The organism is Nostoc sp. (assembly GCF_036917135.1).
Classification (GTDB): Bacteria; Cyanobacteriota; Cyanobacteriia; order Cyanobacteriales; family Nostocaceae; genus Nostoc.
Window position 1 is genome coordinate 21,667 of sequence record NZ_JBALEA010000053.1, and the last position, 16,993, is coordinate 38,659.

Here is a 16,993-nt window from a genome sequence, read left to right on the forward strand (position 1 = left end):
ATCTCCACTCCAGGCAATCCCCACCTAAAAAATAAAGAACAAATATTCGACATTTACCCTTAAATGCCAGTAAATTATGGAACTTTTTGAATCAATTTTCAAATTTTTACTTTTGATATCAGTCGGAACTACCGCACTTTTTTCTTACCTATGTATTAATAAAATGTGGACGCGCAAACATGATCCACTAGTGGCGGAGAGCATTTCGCCAATTGCTATGGCTATGTGGATCTCCGTTTCCTTACCTTTTGTTCTTAACTATACTTTACAAAATAATTGGCGGGTGGCATTAACTTATTTTCTTAGGTTAATCTTCTTTATTGTTTTCTTTTTAGTGTCGATTGGGTTTTGGGTAAAAGACCGTCAGCATAAAGGAATTTGGCAGAAATTTATTAAAGCTTTAAAACAAGAAGCAAATGAATCAACTAACTTAATCAAAGCTCTAAACCACCCATCGCGAAAAAAAGAATTGCTGAACATTTTATATCGCGTTGCGTGGCTGGATGATGAACTCAACGAAAAAGAACGGGAATATATCCAAATGTTTGCCGATAGTTGGGAGATTGATACTAGCTATCTTTTCAATGAACCTCCACCAGAAAAGGGTATTGAGAAACTTAATAAAGTTCGTGAGGAAGTAATAGCTTACTTAGCCCTCCAGCCGTCAAAAGAACAAGCTCAAAGTCTCAGCGATGTAGTGCAGGCATTAATTAATATAGATGAGCGCGTTACCAAGGAAGAGGAATTAATCGGAGCGGAAATATCTGGTATGCTCATTAACTATGCCAGTCAAGAAAAAACGGCTTTATGCAGGGTAATCATTCATCCTACTAATCAAAAAGAGCAAGAAAGCCTTCTGGCTCTTGTGCCAAGCGCTAAAGAGGAATATATATTAGGCAATCCTGCTTTCATCGTTGCTACTTTCCAGACTGCTCCCTATGCAGAAGCTTTTAGTGAAAATTACCGAGAACAAGGCTTCTTTACGATAGTACAAACTTACAATGCCCGCTTATAAAGAAGCCGAAAAATTAACAGTTTTTGGTCATTCGTTCACTTTTATCTAAAATTTAGAAAAATATGGAAGTTTTGCAATCTATTTTGAAGGGAATACTTTTAATATCAGTAGCGATTACTGCTCTTATTACCTATTTAACTATTAATAAGATGTGGAACCGCAAACATGAAGTTACAGTAGCGCAAAGTAATTCAGTATTTGCCCAAATTTTAGCTATTTTTACTACCTTACCATTTCTTATATATTATAGTGTACATGGTGATATAAAGATAGCATTAGATAACTTTATTAGGCTTTTTCTATATATTTTCTTATTTTTAGTCGCCATTGGGTTTTGGGTGAAAGACCCTCAGCATAAAGGAATTTGGCAGAAATTTATCAAAGCTTTCAAACAAGAAGCAAATGAATCAACTAACTTAATCAAAGCTCTAAACCACCCATCGCGAAAAAAAGAATTGCTGAACATTTTATATCGCGTTGCGTGGCTGGATGATGAACTCAACGAAAAAGAACGGCAATATATCCAAATGTTTGCCGATACTTGGGATATTGATACTAGCTATCTTTTCAATGAACCTCCACCAGAAAAGGGTATTGAGAAACTTAATAAAGTTCGTGATGAAGTGATAGCTTACTTAGCCCTCCAGCCGTCAAAAGAACAAGCTCAAAGTCTTAGCGATGTAGTGCAGGCATTAATTAATATAGATGAGGAGATTACCAAGGAAGAGGAATTAATCGGAGCGGAAATATCTGGTATGCTCATTAACTATGCCAGTGAACAAAAAACGACTTTATACGGGGTAATGATTCATCCGAAGCAAGAACAGCAAGAAAGTTTTCTGGCTCTTGTGCCAAGCGCTAAAGAGGAATACATACTAGGCAATCGCGCTTATGTTGCCGGAATTTTCCAGACTCTTCCCTATGCAGAAGCTTTTAGTGAAAATTACCGAGAACAAGGCTTTTTTACCATAGTACATAAGTACAATACTACAGCAGCCTGAGTTTGATAAGTCTAATCGTCATATTTGAATGTAATGTCTAAAGCAGGTTTAAGTAATAAGTTGGCGGTTTTTGGTCGTTATGGCTACGGTTATTACAGTAACACTACCTTCGGTGATCTCAATCCTCAATACTGGATGGCGGGTGTTGCATTCCGAGACTTATTGAAGCCGGGAGCTTTAGCAAGTATTTCAGCAGGTCAGCCCTTTATTGAAGGTAATATTGGCAACGCTACTCAAACTAACTTTGAAGCATTTTATAACCTCCCGTTTAATGATCGTATTCGGGTGACACCTCTAATTCAAGTGATTACCAATGCTGCCAATCAGGATACTAACGGCACTATTATGACAGGGACGTTAAGAACAGTCTTTTCTTTTTAGCCAAATACAATATATCCAAATGTCTAATCAGAGAAATAAGCCAAAAAATATCAAGAAAATTTATATGCAATTATTCAAGAAATTAAGTATAAAGACAAAACTCATAGTCATGTTGCTGGTAGTCAGCGTTTGCGCTATGCTCGCAAGCACCTTTATATGCTCTAGTACTGGTCAATCTATTCTGACAGAAAAAGTCTTCAACCAATTAACCAGCCTTCGGGCTGCCAAAACTTTTCAAATCCAAGATTATTTTGAAACCCTTTACAACCATAGCCAGACTTTAAGCGAAGACCTGACAGTGGTCGCGGCTATGCAGGAGTTTAAGACGGCTTACGGCGAACTTGAAAAATCAACAGTACCAGCGGATTTTGACAAAAAAATTGATACCTACTACAGTAAAGAATTTCTAACCAGACTGGCGCGAACTAACGAGGGTTCGCCCATTCTGGCATCTTACACCCCAAAAACAGCCGCTGCCCGTTACCTACAGTACTACTACACCGCCGCTAACCCCAACGCCGTTGGCAAGAAACTTCTCCTTGACGACCCAGGCGATGCCAGTTCCTACAGCCACGTTCACGCCCGCTACCACCCGATTTTTCGCAATATAGTTGAAAAATACGGTTATTACGATATGTTTTTGATCGATCCCGAAGGAACAGTTGTCTACACGGTTTTTAAAGAAACCGATTTTACCACAAACTTCACCAACGGTCCTTACAACGAAAGTAATCTAGCAAAAGCGATCGCTGCTGCACGACAAGCAAAGGGAAAAGGCTATGTGAAAATAGTAGATTTTAAACCATACAGCCCTTCCTACGGTGCGCCTGCGGCTTTTATCGCTGCCCCAATCTTTAACGGCTCCCAATTCATTGGTATTTTGGCGTTCCAGCTTCCGGTTGACAAAATTAACAATGTGATGACTGGCAACAAACATTGGAAACAAAATGGTCTGGGCGATTCAGGAGAAACTTATCTGGTCGGGTCAGATTATTTAATGCGCTCTGCGTCTCGTTTCCAGATTGAAGACCCAAAAGGTCATGCAAAAACTCTAGCCTCTTTAGGTACTGATGAAAAGACCATCAAAAAAATCACAGAGTTCAATACTACAATCCTCCTACAGGAAGTGCAAACAAAAGGAGTGAAAGAAGCGTTGTTTGGGAAAGAGGGAACGCAGGTTATCAACGATTATCGTGATATTCCAGTTTTGAGTTCTTATGCTCCACTAGATATTGATGGCTTGAGGTGGGTGATCTTGGCGGAAATGGATGTTTCTGAAGCCTATGCGCCAATTCACTCGTTTGAAAAAACAGTTTTGATTGGGGCTACTTTAATCATCGCGCTAATCACGGTTGTTGCCATGTGGCTGACCGCAATCTTTGTCAAACCCATCAATACTTTAATTGAAAGCGCTCGTCAGGTGGGGGCTGGGGAATTTGATGCGGTTGTGAAATCGGGTTCGCAAGATGAATTTGGAGACTTAGCTAAGTCATTTAACCAAACGATAGGCAGCCTTCGCGCCGAGACTCAACTAATCGAACAGAAAAATCGTGAAAATGAAGCATTAATCTTAAATATATTTAGTCCTGCGATCGCCAAACGCCTCAAACAGGGCGATCGAGAAATTGCCGATCAGATTTCTAATGTCTCGGTCTTGTTTTCCGACCTCGACCAATTCACCAAGCTGACTCAATCAATATCTCCTCAAGAAGTTGTTAGCTTGCTTAATGAACTGGTAACAGCCTTCGATGAAATGACAGATAAATACGGTTTGGAGAAGATTAAAACTATTGGTGACGGTTACATGGCTGTATGCGGGCTGAGTGTGCTGCGTCTAGATCATGACAAACGCACGATAGATTTTGCTTTGGAAATGCTGTCGTTTGTGCGCCGATTTAATTATGAAAAAGGCTTGCATTTAGACCTGCGGTTGGGCATCAATTCTGGAGATGTGGTTGCAGGCGTGATTGGCAAAAATAAATTGCTCTACGACGTTTGGGGCGATACCGTAAATATTGCCAATCGGTTGAAGTCTGCTTGTCCGCCAGGAGCTATCTTAGTTTCTCAGAATATCTGCGATCGCCTGCACGATCTTTACGATTTTGAGCAGATTGGTGAAATTCAAGAACCTGGAAAAGAAAAGCTAGTAGCTTGGCAACTGAAAAGTTCTAAGCAGACCGTAAGTGTTGGAGCAAAGGAAGTGTATGAGTAATTTAACGTTTTCCAGCGACTGGCACACCTGGGCAATAATTGTGGGATTAGGGTTCCCACTCCTGGTAATTTTACTAGGAGAGGTGATCTATCATCTCAAAAGGCGCGGTAGACCACTGGCGGCTACGCTGCGGGTTGTGAAAAACCTCGTGCTGCCCGTGTTAATACTGATGATTTTGATCAGGAATGTCTTGAAGCTTGATATTAACGGGAATTTTGCCAAGCTCGTTGAAACGCTGTTTTGGATATCTGTTATCTACGCTTCTCTCTCACTATTTAACGTAATTTTATTTGAAGAAGCTGAGGCAAATACATGGCGGGCAAGGATGCCCAAACTGCTGATTGACCTTGCCAGGTTGTTTTTGGTGCTTGTAGGCAGTGCGATCGTTTTGGCGGCAGTGTGGGGTGCAGATTTGGCAGGTCTTGCTACCGGATTAGGGGTTAGCTCGATTGTGATCGGTTTGGCGCTTCAGGACACATTGGGTAGCGTCATGTCTGGCATTGCGCTGCTTCTCGAACGCCCCTTCAGCGTCGGTGATTGGTTGCGTGTTGGCAATAGCGAAGACCAGGCGATCGAAGGGCAGGTAATTGATATTAATTGGCGATCTGTCCGCCTGCTAACTCTCCAACGCCAGGTGATTGTCGTTCCTCATCAGTTCATTGGCAAAGAAATAATCCATAATTACAGCCAACCAGAACGCATTTATAACCAACGCATCAATATTGGTTTCTCCTACGATAGCCCCCCTAACCTCGTGAAGCAGGTACTACAAAGTACTGCACTCGCTACCCAGGGAATATTAGCCGAACCCGAACCAGAGAGCAAAACCACATCCTATGAAGAGACGGCAATTATCTATGAGGTGGAGTTCTTTATCGAAAACTTTGAGGATGTGGAGCAGATACTTGATAGATTTATGACGCGAATCTGGTACGCAGCGCAGCGAAATAACCTGACGCTATATCGCTACCGAGACGAGTATGCTGTGGAAGCTGCTAAATCGGTAGAAAGCGCTTCAAGTAAGTTGGCTCACCTGCATTCAATTCCCGGATTTATGCCTTTAGCTAGAGAGGAGAAAAATTTGGATGACTTAGCCAAAGGGAGTATCTTACAACAGTTCGGTGCTGGCGAGAAAGTCATCCGGCAGGGCGAGCCTGGTAAGGCTTTGTACATTATCATTGTGGGTCAGGCTCTAGTCACCGTCACGAACAAGTTTGGCATGGATTTGGAGGTAATGACTATCTTGGGTGGTGAGTTCTTCGGCGAGATGGCACTGTTTACTGGGGAACCGAGTCCGGTATCAATCACCGCTGTTGGTGATTTGCAAGTTCTTGTTATCTACTCAGATGCTGTAAATACGATGATTGAACGTCAACCAACCTTGGGGCGTGAGATAGGTCAAATTATCGAAGCACGAAGTAAAGCGGTAAGTATGGCTAAACAGGCAGATGTTTCATCCAATGCTGAGGTTGAATTGCCTATTCGGATTTTGAAATAATTGAGGTTCTTCAGTATTCTTAAAGGAATTAAGAAAAATCAGCAAACATTAGTTATGGTAGACCTAAAACAAGTAATAATCAGATAACTAGCGGTACTAACCAGCAAATCTGAGTCAGGTTCTTCCTACAAAAAAACTATGAAAGCTGAAGCAGAAAACCATCACAGGCTGACTTGTGAAGTAGAAACTACCCTAAAGGTGATTGGCGGACGCTGGAAAGTTTTGATTATTAGAGAATTAATGACTGGCATCAAACGGTTTGGTGAGTTGCAACGGGCTTTACCTGGAGTAACGCAAAAGATGCTAACTCAGCAACTTAGAGAAATGGAAGAAGACGGTATTATTCATCGAGAAGTCTATCCTCAAATTCCACCCAAAGTAGAATATTCTCTAACGCCTTTAGGAGAAACTTTGCAGCCAATTCTCTATGCTATGCATGAATGGGCTGTGCAACATTTAGCTCGAAGAAATCACCATTAATATTGAGCATAGGTAATAAATAATAATGGGCAATTCATGAATTGCCCCTACAGCGCAGTTTTGGGTAGTTTATTCATTGCTTTTTAAATATTCAATCGCTGCCTCTAATTTTGAGGGGTAACTTTCAGCAAACCTTTCAAACCAAAGTCCTTCAGACGAAAGTGGATCTACTTTAGCTAACCATTTTTTTGCTTGCACTTTCAAAGCCTCTAATTGTTTAGCTTTGAGTTGTTCTTGTCGAATTTGTTCTTGTTCTAATTCTTGCTGTTTTTTTAACTCAATAGCAGCATCCTCTTCGGCAAAATCAGCCTGAACTTCTGCCAAAAGCTTATCCATAAAAGATGCCGACTTTGGCGATGATGGAATGAACGATTTGGGTGTAGCTGATTTTGACTGCTGCTGTTGTGGTTGTACTTCTTTGTATTCAGTTTGGAGTTGAGCTAATAGCTTATCAATGGAATCCATTTTGGCAATTCCTCTAAATGTTATAGTTAGTCATTAATGGCATTGAGTAGTACTTCCGATAGACTCATATCTTCCATATCTTCCATAGTAATGGTGTCACAGATATCAAACTTCGCACCAGCCCCTTGTAGTTCATCGTCTAAGACTTTCAAAAAACGGGTAGCTTGTGGATCTGTGCCGACTTGAATGAAAGAAATGGCTAATTCTTCATCTCGATCGATGCGGCGAGAAGCTTCAATAATTACCCTCATAACTCCTTTGCGATCGTCCGGTTCTCCATCAGTAACCACTAAAATTGTTTCACCATTTGGCTTTGTTTGACCGGCTGCTTTCCGTTGAAGGTAATCATCAGTTGCATGTTTTAACACACCTGCCAAGTCAGTTGTCCCAGAGGGATCATTTTCTCGGAAAATTTGCGGTACTATGCTGGATGTCACATTTTCGTATCGCTTAAATTTACCAGAAAATACATAAATAGTGATGCCATCGGGGTCAAATTGCTCACACTTACTAGCTAAAGCTAAAGTAGATTCTTGTGCCGCAGCCCATCTAGTTCTACCACCCTTTTGATCTTGGGTTGCCATGCTGCCGCTTTTGTCGATAATCAAGGTATAGTCACGATTTTCTAGCATTATTCAATTCTCCAGTTAAGAGTTACTAGACTATGGGCGATCAACACATTAATCAGTTATTGCGTTCGTCAATACATCTACAAGGCTCATTTCTTCTAAGTCATCTAAAGTGACGGTATCACAAATATCAAATTTAGCACCGACACTTTGTAATTGGTCATCCAAAGCTTTGAGGAACTTAGTTGCTTGGGCATCTGAACCTACTTGGATGATCGAAATTCCTAATTCTTCATCACGTTCCATCTGGCGAGTAGCATGAATGATCACTTCAAACACAGCCTTGCGATCGTCTGGTTCACCATCGGTAATTACTAAAATTGTCTCTCCATTTGGCTTGCTTTTTCCGGCTGCTTTGCGTTGAAAGTAGTTATTGAGTGCATCCTGGAGTACACCTGCTAAGTTTGTCGTGCCAGCAGGGTCATTTTCGAGAAATATCTGGGCGACTTTGGCTGAAGTGACATCATCGTAGCGTTTAAATCTACCCGAAAATACGTAAAGGGTGATGCCATCAGGGTCAAACTGTTCGGCCTTTCTGGCCAAGGCGAGTGTAGATTCTTGGGCGATCTCCCATCTACTTCTACCACCCACTTGATCGGGTGTGGACATACTACCGCTTTTGTCAATGATTAATGTGTAGTCGCGATCGCTCATCATAATCTGCCTCTGATTATTACCCCGTGGTTCTAGTCTAGTCTACGAATTTGACGACACCGTAAGTATTTTAAGGTTTTGTATCAATTATGGTACGCCATAGTTGAGGAATGCGTTGGCGTAGACCGCAGCAGGCATCGCCAAGCGTCTTTGTTCCCACAAAGAACAAAATCTTCCCAGTCCCCAAAACTGAGAGATTGCTTTGGTTGTTGCAACCGTATTGAGTCTGGGAATAATAAATACTACTCATGCTGACACACGGAGCTAAATAAACGTGAGTTCGACAAACCTCTCCCTGTCTTGAACTTTCGTTCAAGTCTGTCCCTTTCCGACTCGGAGAGGGACGGTTTTGTGTAGTAAAACCAGGGATAGATTTCTTTATTGCTCAATTTTAAAGATAAATTCGGGTATGAACCATCCTAGATTCTTAGATAATCCCGCGCCAAAACCAAACACACAGCAGCAAAACTTCTCCCTGGCGTTTCTGCATCAGATGATCAATGGCATATCTGACCCGATTTTTGTTAAAGATCGTCAACATTGCTGGGTATTACTTAATGATACCTACTGTGATTTCGTCGGCCATAGCCGAGAACAATTAATTGGTAAATCAGACTATGATTTTTTTCCGCAAGCAGAAGCTGATGTGTTTCGGCAAAAAGATGAACTAGTTTTCACCACAAATATTACTAATGAGAATCAGCAGCTTTTTACCGATGATCGGGGTATAGTCCATCTCATTTCTACAAAAAAGTCTTGCTTTGAGGATGAGACTGGTAATAAATTTCTGGTGGGTAGTATTCGAGACATCATTTTACAAAATGATATCGCCAAAGAAGTTCTGGATGTGAATGGCAGAGTTACTGTTATTACTGAACTCATGCAAAGCTGTGAGGCACATCAAGAAACCCTAGAAGAACTGCCTCAACAAAACGAACAACTAGCGTGTGAGATCAGCGAACAGCAAGCCATACTGCGCGATATCTCCGACGAGCTTTGCTTACGCCAGCAAGCGGATGAAGATATACACCGCATTAATGCTTTACTCCAAGCTCAACAAGAAGCTGCGATCGACGGGATTCTAATTATTGATGAAAATCGTAAAGTTACATCATTTAATCAGAAATTCTCCAAGTTATGGCAAATTCCGGCGGCAGTGCTTCAAACGCGGGACGATCGCCAACTCGTGGCATGGGTACTAGACCAACTAATCAATCCAGACGAATTTCTGGCTAAGGTGGAGTATCTTTTTGAGCATTTTGAGGAAAGCAGTCGTGATGAAATTTTCCTGAAGTCTGGAAAGATTTTTGACCGCTATTCTGCACCCGTGCGTAAACACCAAGGAGCTTGTGGTGAGACATCACCTGTAGAAGAATATTACGGTAGGATTTGGTATTTTCGCGACATTACCGAATACAAGCAAGCAGAGGCACAACTTAGGGCTTCACAGCAAAGGCTGACGTTGCTGATTGAACAAACACCTTTAGCCATTATTGAATGGAATACCAACTTTGAGGTTCAAACATGGAATCGAGCAGCAGAAAAAATCTTTGGATACACCACAGAGGAAATGCTGGGGAGTCCTTTTGAAATCATAGTACCTGAAAACGCCAGAAAGCACGTAAAAGAGATTATTGTCGCCCTATTAACCCAACAAGGAGGAAGTTTTAATGTCAACGATAACATCACTAAAGATGGTAGGACGATAGTCGGTGAGTGGTATAACAACCCCTTAGTGACACCTGATGGCCAGGTGATTGGTATTGCTTCAATGGTGTTAGACATCACAGAACGCAAACGAGGTGAAGAGGAACAGCAAAAATTTGTAGCGTTGGTTGAAAACAGCAGTGACTTTATTGGCATTTCTTCAATGGAAGGGCAAGTTGTCTATGTAAACCCAGCCGGACTCAAGATGCTGGGACTTAGTAGCCTGGAAGCAGCCAAAACCAAGACCGTGGCTGATTTTCATTCAGCAGAAGCTTTTGCCGAGTTTCAGCAAAAAATTGTTCCTTTGATGTTTAAACATGGTTTCTGGCAAGGGGAGTTTCGCCATAGACATTTTCAAACGGGCAGAGAAATTCCTACTGATTGCAGTCTGTTTATCGTTAAACACCCTGAAACAGGAGACCCTTTCTGTCGGGTGGCTGTTGCTAGGGACATTACAGAACGTAAACAAGCCAAGGAAGCCCTGCTAAAGTCGGAAGCGCAACTACGACAACAAGCCGAAGAACTCAAAAAAGCACTCCGGGAACTTCAACACACCCAGACTCACTTAATTCAAAGTGAAAAGATGTCTAGCTTGGGTCAACTAGTCGCAGGAGTGGCACACGAAATCAACAACCCGGTGAATTTTATCTATGGCAACCTGACTCCGGCCAAAGAATACACCCAAGATTTACTTTCACTTTTGCAACTCTACCAAGGTCATTATCCTGAAACTGTGCCAGAAATTGAGGATTTTGCAGAACAAATCGAACTGGAATTTTTGAAATCAGATTTGCCACAAATAATCAGCTCGATGAAAGTTGGGGCCGACCGCATTCGGGAGATTGTGCTTTCTTTGCGAACTTTTTCACGCTTGGATGAAGCCGAAATGAAAGCTGTTGATATCCATGAAGGAATTGATAGTACTCTGATGATTTTGCAAAGCCGCCTCAAGGGTAATGACCAACGTCTGACGATTGAAATCATCAAAGAATACGGCAAACTACCTCTAGTTGAATGTTACGCTGGGCAGCTAAACCAAGTATTCATGAATATTTTGTCAAATGCGATCGATGCAATTGAAGAGTCATTTGTCATTTGTCATTTGTCATTAGTAAACAACACCGAACAAAGGAAAAATGACCAAGAGAGAAGTCTAAGCAAAGGCTTAGAACTTCTCCGAAGGGAGACGCTGCGCGAACAAAGACAAATGACTTCTCCCCAGATTCGGATTCGTACCCAACTACAGGAGCCAAATCAGGTAACAATTAGGATTGGCGACAACGGATTGGGAATACCAGAAGATGTTAAAAAACAACTATTTGATCCCTTCTTTACCACCAAGCCCATTGGCAAAGGTACGGGGATGGGGCTTGCTATTAGCTACCAGATCATTACAGAAAGACATGGCGGTTCTTTAGAATGTATTTCGCCGCCAAAACAAGGTGCTGAGTTTGTGATTAAGATTCCCCTGATCCAGGATACATCAACATAATTCGTGATTATTTCGTCAGCTAAATACCTCAACTTCTTCAGGAACCTTGATTTGATCGAGAATTCCCCAAATTTCCTGTAACATCGGCTCTAATCCGGTGCGGGTAACTGCTGAAATCACAAAAACCGGAGCGTAGGAGAGATGATTAAGTTGGGTAGCTAACGCCTCCAAATCGACAGTTTCCCGATCAACTGCATCAATTTTGTTCAGCGCCAAAATTTGCGGACGTTCTGCTAAACCCTGTCCATAAGCTTGTAATTCTTGCTTGATTGTGTTATAATCTCTGACCACATCATCACTTGTGGCATCAATCAAGTGAAGTAGTACCCGCGTGCGCTCAATGTGGCGCAAGAAATCATGTCCCAACCCAGCCCCGTGAGCTGCTCCCTCAATTAGTCCAGGAATGTCGGCGAAAACAGTACCATCGCCTGTAGGTTTTCGCACTACACCCAAATTTGGGATGAGGGTGGTGAAGGGGTAGTCGGCAATTTTGGGACGTGCAGCTGATAAAGATGAAATTAGAGTGGATTTACCAGCATTTGGTAAGCCGATAATCCCCACTTCTGCCAAAAGTTTTAACTCCAGGCGCAGCTGCTTTATTTCCCCTGGTAATCCGGGGAGAGCGTATTCTGGGGCGCGGTTACGGTTACTCAAAAAATACTGATTTCCCAGTCCGCCTTTACCACCTTGGGCAATCAGCAAAGTCTGGTTAGGCTCAATTAAATCACCCAGCAATTCGCCAGTTTCAGCATTATAAATTGTTGTACCACAGGGAACTTCGATAATTAAATCCTTTCCTGCTGCCCCAGTGCAGTTCTTTGGCCCGCCACGAGTCCCTTTTTCTGCCTGAAAGCGATGATTATATCTGAAGTCCAGCAAGGTTTGTAGGTTTTCATCAGCAACGAAAAATACCGAACCGCCTCGCCCCCCATTACCACCAGAGGGACCACCAGTGGGCACGTACTTCTCTCGCCGGAAGGCGACAATCCCATCGCCGCCTTTACCAGCTTCAATTTCAATTTTTGCTTGGTCGATAAATTGCATACTTAAATAATCGTGAGAAGCGAGGAGTTAGGAATTAGGAGTTATAAATTATAACTCCTCAATCTCCACTTTAACTAAATATATGGTGAAATATCTTCACCGCATTTATCTGCCAGATAGGAAAGGGCGCGGAAACGTAAGCCCACCAGTTGTTCATACAACGGATTAATTTTACACATCGGCGGGATATGGACAATCTTGCGTCCAAATAAGGTGACATCCCGCTCAAAGGGACACTGGGAGGGAATCATTTTACACAAAAAACGGGCTACTCTTGGGTCTTGGATATCTAGCCCATCCAGCCAGTCTCGCAGGGGGTGTAGTGCATTAATTTGACGCTTTGTCAGGGTAGCAGGGGTACTTTGTTGTGGGTGTTCCAGGGTGTGGCGAAGGGCTTCGAGGAAATTCTCTGGCTGTTCTAAAGCTTGGCAGAATTGTTGCAGAACCTGATCTTCGGTGGGAGAATATGTACCATCTGCGATCGCTACCATCACTGCTGTCCTTAAGAAATTTTCCCCGGCTGGCGTACCTTTACCCAACACTGCGGCTAATTCTATCGGTGTAATTATCTCTAATGAGTCCCATTTAATCCCAAGAGCTAATTCATCTTTGGTGATGCTGGCAATTAATTTCTGTTCTTGAGCATCAAAATTACCATCTGCCCAAGCAATGGTGAGCAGTCCACGCAACCAAGCGGTAATCTGTTCGGTGCTGTAGGGGGATTGAACGGTACTTGTCATAAACTCACGTTTCAAGCTTTCCTCGGTCACTACTAAGCTACCCTACCCAGTGACTATGATGATAGTCGGGCAGCACAGAAAAATAAACCAGAGAAGTTTTCAAATCGCAATAGTCAGTCTTAGGGTAAAATCCATCTGGGAGTGATATTGAGAATTTTTCTACTTAAAGTGAATTTGATTGGAGTATCTCAAATATTCATAAGATTCCAGACTTAAATTGACCCTACACAATGATGGAAGTTTGTAAGTATGCGGTTAGATTAGGTTAATTATAAGCAATTAAGGTATATATAATGTTTTTATTTGGCATTGAGCATGAAGTCGCTTTTCTAAATAAAGAAGGAAAGTTTGCTGATTTTTCCCACACAAAATTTGCTGATTTCAATCAAATTATTGAAAGGCTACCTACATACCCCAGCGACTATCCTCAACTACGCGTCGGCGATGCGGGTATTAAGCTGAAGAGATGGTACATTGAGGGATTTGAAAGATTTGCAGATTCCGACGAGGTGATAGACTGTCATGTTAAAGGTATTGAAATAAGAACAACCATACATTCTCATATTCAAGGCGCTATTACTGAATTATCAGAAAGTTTTCACTTGCTACGTGAGATTGCTGCTAACTTTGGTTTCTCACCAGTTTTGGTTAGTTTTAATCCCTACAATCCGGTTTTTGAGCCTCACCCCCCGTTAAATGATTATGAAATCAAACAGTTAGAGGCTTATCCTGACGAACAAACTGCTAATATTCACATGGTGTCTTATGGGCCAGATTTAAATATTTCATTGACAAATTTGTCTCCTGAAGATGTGATTGATATTGGCAGAAAGTTAACTTATTACAGTCCCTATATCGTCCCTTTTAGTTATAGCTCCCCTTTTTATCAGGGAGGTTTATGGGATGGGCTATCGGTACGGACATTTATCAGAACCGGAAAAAGACCAGCAGCTCTAGTTTTTATTGAGAAACAGGAGCAACTGATTAATAGCATACCTTCCTTGACAAAAATCGCCCGCATTCCGGCGGAAGTGGGACGCATTGAATTTAAAGCTTGTGATAGTTGTGATAATTTTTTAATCTATGGGGCTTTACTGACATTATTGAAAGGTTTGGTGTTAGATAAAACCTTGCTGGGTAGAGCAAGTGTGCCAGATGCAGAGTTACACCAACTTTCTGCAAAAGAAGGGTTTGAAAATGAGGATATTTTTGAGAATACGACAAAAGTTTTGCAAGCAGCCGAAGTCGCTTTGGGAGATGATCCAGATGTTCATTTTTTGACACCACTCAAAGTGCTGCTGGCGAAACGAAAAACCAGATCCCACGAATTAATAGAAATGTACCATCACCTAAGTTCAATAGAAGAGGTAATAAGGCAGACTTATCAAGTTTAAAGTAAAGACTTATCTTCCCCCTTTTGAAAAGGGTTTAGGGTGGATATTTACATAAATTAATACTTTACAAATATCTTCTTAGGTGCATAGTCTTTAAATTCGTTTGATTGGATAAAGTCGAATTAACTGAACATACATAGTAAAGCCATTAATCTGCCAAAACTATCTATATTAAGTCGATATATCTAGCGACTGATTTTATTCTAACTACAGACGTAGGAAAGTTCATTCTAGAGATTGATGCAGATGTTAGCGTTTTCAAAGTAAAAGTATAAATAAGCAGACCGGAAACGAAGAATTTCAATATGTAGTTATTTTGCTAAAAAGTTAAGGTGATATTTGCTTATTATCCCTGACTAATTCGATGCAGAAATACAAAGACAATCTCTTCGTCAGGTTCGTTTCTCAAGAACTTCCAGATTGAAGCGTAGCTTATTAGTTTTATTGTTGCTAAAGTTTGCTAAATAAACTTATGAGCGTCGGCTCTTTTGGTGAAGGTTCTACGTTGTTATAGCTGTTATCGAGGATTTCAAATGAAAACTGTTGCTTTTGTTTTATCTATCTTCCGTCCAGTACGTTTTCTAGTTGTGGCTTTTACTTGTGCTTTAATATTATTATCTAATGCTTTTCCTGCTTTTGCAATCGATAGCTACCAAAGCGAATCTACCGAAGGTACTACACAACTGCTTGATATTCAAGCTAAAACTGACAAAGCCGCTAAAGAACCACCACAAGGGTTAGAAAAGGTTCAAGAGGAGTCCAACAAAGGACTAAATGAGGTTCAGGGAGATGCTGATATTGACAAGCAGAAGCGTCCTGAAAATTCACAGAGTGCAACCTCATCGGAAGAAAATGTAAAGAATTTCTTGGAGAAAATTACAGGTAAATAACAGAGTTATAGCAATCTTATTTGATTTGTGAAAGTCACGAGACTTAGATCCCCGAATTCAATTCGGGGATATCGTTGTTCACGAATGATTAAGTAGGGCAATAGCTTGGCAATTGTTTCGGTAGTAAAATAAATATAGCTCATCGTTAAATTATCTATCGGCTAAACAATACTACCTATTAAGGCATAGGTAAAAATATGTAATGTGATAATTAATTTAAACTCATAATGTTTCCTTTGGTTGATGTGGATTATGTGGGTAATTTGGGATATTAATAAATAAGTTTGCTTAGGGATGGAAAACAATGCGTTCGATAAACATTGGTTTGACAGACGAACAGCGTCAAGGTGTAATTAATCTGTTGAATCAAGATTTGGCAGATGCCTATCTACTATTGGTTAAAACCAAAAAGTACCACTGGGATGTGGTTGGACCTCAGTTTCGCTCTTTGCACCAGCTTTGGGAAGAACACTACCAAAAGCTAACTCTAAATATTGATGCTTTGGCGGAGCGGGTTCGTGCTTTGGGCGGTTACCCAATTGGCACAATGGAAGGATTTCTCAAGATTGCTAGCCTGAAGGAACATGCTGGTAATGTGCCCACAGCAACGGGGATGGTAGCTAATTTAGTGGATGATCACGAGCAGGTTATTCGCAACTTAAGAGACCATGTAGATCAGTCTGGTGAAAAGTTCCACGATCAGGGAACTGCTGACTTTTTAACTGGACTACTGGAAGAACATGAGCAAATAGCTTGGATGCTACGTTCATTTATTGAAGGGGAAGCATTAGATCCCGATGGTAGAGAGCCAGCAGCAAAAGCTAAGACTCCTGTAGGTGTCTAGCTATAACGTCGGAATTGAGGATGGCTGTATGTGAAACCAGTTGAGGGAAAATTGATTCTTCCTAATAACTTAATACAGTTCAGTTAGTGATATTTTGCTCTGTAATATCCTCCTAACCCCTTAAAAAAGGCTTGCTCAAAATCTCTTAAACTCCGCATTTTTTAAGAGGGATTTAGGGGGATATAAAAAATTAGGAGGCTAAAGGAGTAGTTTGAAAACACGTCCTAGGGAGGATCAAGTGCTGCTGGGGCTGCTAGTGGAGCGATCGCAGGTAGTGCAAGTGCCGGTCTAGTATCGGTTCTAACTACTTTGGGAATGCCAGAGGGTAAAGCGGCCATCTACCAAACTCGCCTACAAGCTGGCGAATTTTTCGTAATGGCAGAAGTTCCGAGCGATCGCACTGGCGAATTTCAATTGCTGCTCGAAAGCGGGGGGGCGAAGAAATATCACACAATTGAAAAAACTCTGGCTCGTTCTTGTTCTGGACAGTGCAACAGCCCAGAAGACTTGTCTCCTGAAGTTCGCGCTCATCTTTTATGATATATTG

The 16,993-nt window shown here is 41.5% G+C and carries 16 protein-coding genes and 1 pseudogene; 11 read left to right on the forward strand and 6 right to left on the reverse strand.

Annotated features, from left to right (window positions below; genetic code table 11):
- Positions 1-76 precede the first annotated feature (76 nt).
- The 6 genes from V7K50_RS15365 to V7K50_RS15390 all read left to right on the forward strand — a co-directional run bounded on the left by V7K50_RS15365 (position 77) and on the right by V7K50_RS15390 (position 6,587).
- On the forward strand, positions 77-1,015 hold the full coding sequence (locus V7K50_RS15365) for a tellurite resistance TerB family protein (RefSeq protein WP_334961382.1): 939 nt from the start codon (positions 77-79) through the stop codon (positions 1,013-1,015).
- A gap of 62 nt (positions 1,016-1,077) precedes the next feature.
- Complete coding sequence (locus V7K50_RS15370) at positions 1,078-2,016, forward strand: tellurite resistance TerB family protein (protein WP_334961383.1); 939 nt, start codon at positions 1,078-1,080, stop codon at positions 2,014-2,016.
- Between the two features lie 33 nt (positions 2,017-2,049).
- Positions 2,050-2,397 carry a carbohydrate porin gene (locus V7K50_RS15375; RefSeq protein WP_334961385.1) on the forward strand — a complete coding sequence of 116 codons (348 nt, stop codon included), beginning with the start codon at positions 2,050-2,052 and terminating at the stop codon, positions 2,395-2,397.
- Positions 2,398-2,533: 136 nt separating this feature from the next.
- Entirely contained in the window at positions 2,534-4,609 is a 2,076-nt protein-coding gene (locus V7K50_RS15380; protein WP_334961387.1) for an adenylate/guanylate cyclase domain-containing protein, read from the forward strand.
- Complete coding sequence (locus tag V7K50_RS15385) at positions 4,602-6,107, forward strand: mechanosensitive ion channel family protein (protein ID WP_334961389.1); 1,506 nt, start codon at positions 4,602-4,604, stop codon at positions 6,105-6,107. The genes V7K50_RS15380 and V7K50_RS15385 overlap by 8 nt, the downstream gene beginning before the upstream one ends.
- Positions 6,108-6,245: 138 nt before the next feature.
- Complete coding sequence (locus V7K50_RS15390; protein WP_334961391.1) at positions 6,246-6,587, forward strand: winged helix-turn-helix transcriptional regulator; 342 nt, start codon at positions 6,246-6,248, stop codon at positions 6,585-6,587.
- A gap of 69 nt (positions 6,588-6,656) precedes the next feature.
- Here V7K50_RS15390 and V7K50_RS15395 read toward each other — a convergent pair whose 3' ends face one another.
- From V7K50_RS15395 to V7K50_RS15410, 4 genes are all read right to left on the reverse strand, one after another.
- Positions 6,657-7,052, reverse strand: a complete 396-nt coding sequence (locus V7K50_RS15395; RefSeq protein WP_334961393.1) for a salt stress protein, Slr1339 family — start codon at positions 7,050-7,052, stop codon at positions 6,657-6,659.
- A 26-nt stretch (positions 7,053-7,078) separates the two neighbouring features.
- A complete protein-coding gene (locus tag V7K50_RS15400; RefSeq protein ID WP_334961395.1) occupies positions 7,079-7,684 on the reverse strand; it encodes a vWA domain-containing protein in 606 nt (201 codons plus the stop codon).
- Between the two features lie 48 nt (positions 7,685-7,732).
- Positions 7,733-8,338, reverse strand: coding sequence for a vWA domain-containing protein (locus V7K50_RS15405; protein WP_334961397.1), 606 nt, complete (start codon positions 8,336-8,338; stop codon positions 7,733-7,735).
- A 67-nt stretch (positions 8,339-8,405) separates the two neighbouring features.
- Positions 8,406-8,585 carry a hypothetical protein gene (locus V7K50_RS15410; RefSeq protein WP_334961399.1) on the reverse strand — a complete coding sequence of 60 codons (180 nt, stop codon included), beginning with the start codon at positions 8,583-8,585 and terminating at the stop codon, positions 8,406-8,408.
- 159 nt (positions 8,586-8,744) lie between these two features.
- On the opposite strand from V7K50_RS15410, the gene V7K50_RS15415 reads away from it, so the two are divergent.
- Positions 8,745-11,534: a PAS domain S-box protein gene (locus tag V7K50_RS15415; RefSeq protein ID WP_334961401.1), complete on the forward strand. Its 2,790-nt coding sequence runs from the start codon at positions 8,745-8,747 to the stop codon at positions 11,532-11,534.
- Positions 11,535-11,549: 15 nt separating this feature from the next.
- Here V7K50_RS15415 and obgE read toward each other — a convergent pair whose 3' ends face one another.
- Positions 11,550-12,578 carry a GTPase ObgE gene (gene obgE, locus V7K50_RS15420; protein ID WP_334961402.1) on the reverse strand — a complete coding sequence of 343 codons (1,029 nt, stop codon included), beginning with the start codon at positions 12,576-12,578 and terminating at the stop codon, positions 11,550-11,552.
- Between the two features lie 74 nt (positions 12,579-12,652).
- Entirely contained in the window at positions 12,653-13,318 is a 666-nt protein-coding gene (locus V7K50_RS15425) for a Mo-dependent nitrogenase C-terminal domain-containing protein (protein ID WP_334961405.1), read from the reverse strand.
- A gap of 293 nt (positions 13,319-13,611) precedes the next feature.
- Between V7K50_RS15425 and V7K50_RS15430 the strand changes: the two genes are divergently transcribed.
- From V7K50_RS15430 to V7K50_RS15445, 4 genes and pseudogenes are all read left to right on the forward strand, one after another.
- Entirely contained in the window at positions 13,612-14,712 is a 1,101-nt protein-coding gene (locus V7K50_RS15430) for a glutamate--cysteine ligase (protein WP_334961407.1), read from the forward strand.
- Between the two features lie 533 nt (positions 14,713-15,245).
- Positions 15,246-15,602, forward strand: a complete 357-nt coding sequence (locus V7K50_RS15435; protein ID WP_334961409.1) for a hypothetical protein — start codon at positions 15,246-15,248, stop codon at positions 15,600-15,602.
- A gap of 304 nt (positions 15,603-15,906) precedes the next feature.
- The gene (locus V7K50_RS15440; RefSeq protein WP_334961411.1) at positions 15,907-16,446 is read left to right on the forward strand and encodes a Dps family protein; all 540 of its coding nucleotides are present in this window, start codon (positions 15,907-15,909) and stop codon (positions 16,444-16,446) included.
- A gap of 246 nt (positions 16,447-16,692) precedes the next feature.
- Positions 16,693-16,980: pseudogene (locus tag V7K50_RS15445) on the forward strand (ChaB family protein); the annotation flags it as partial.
- Positions 16,981-16,993: the final 13 nt, after the last annotated feature.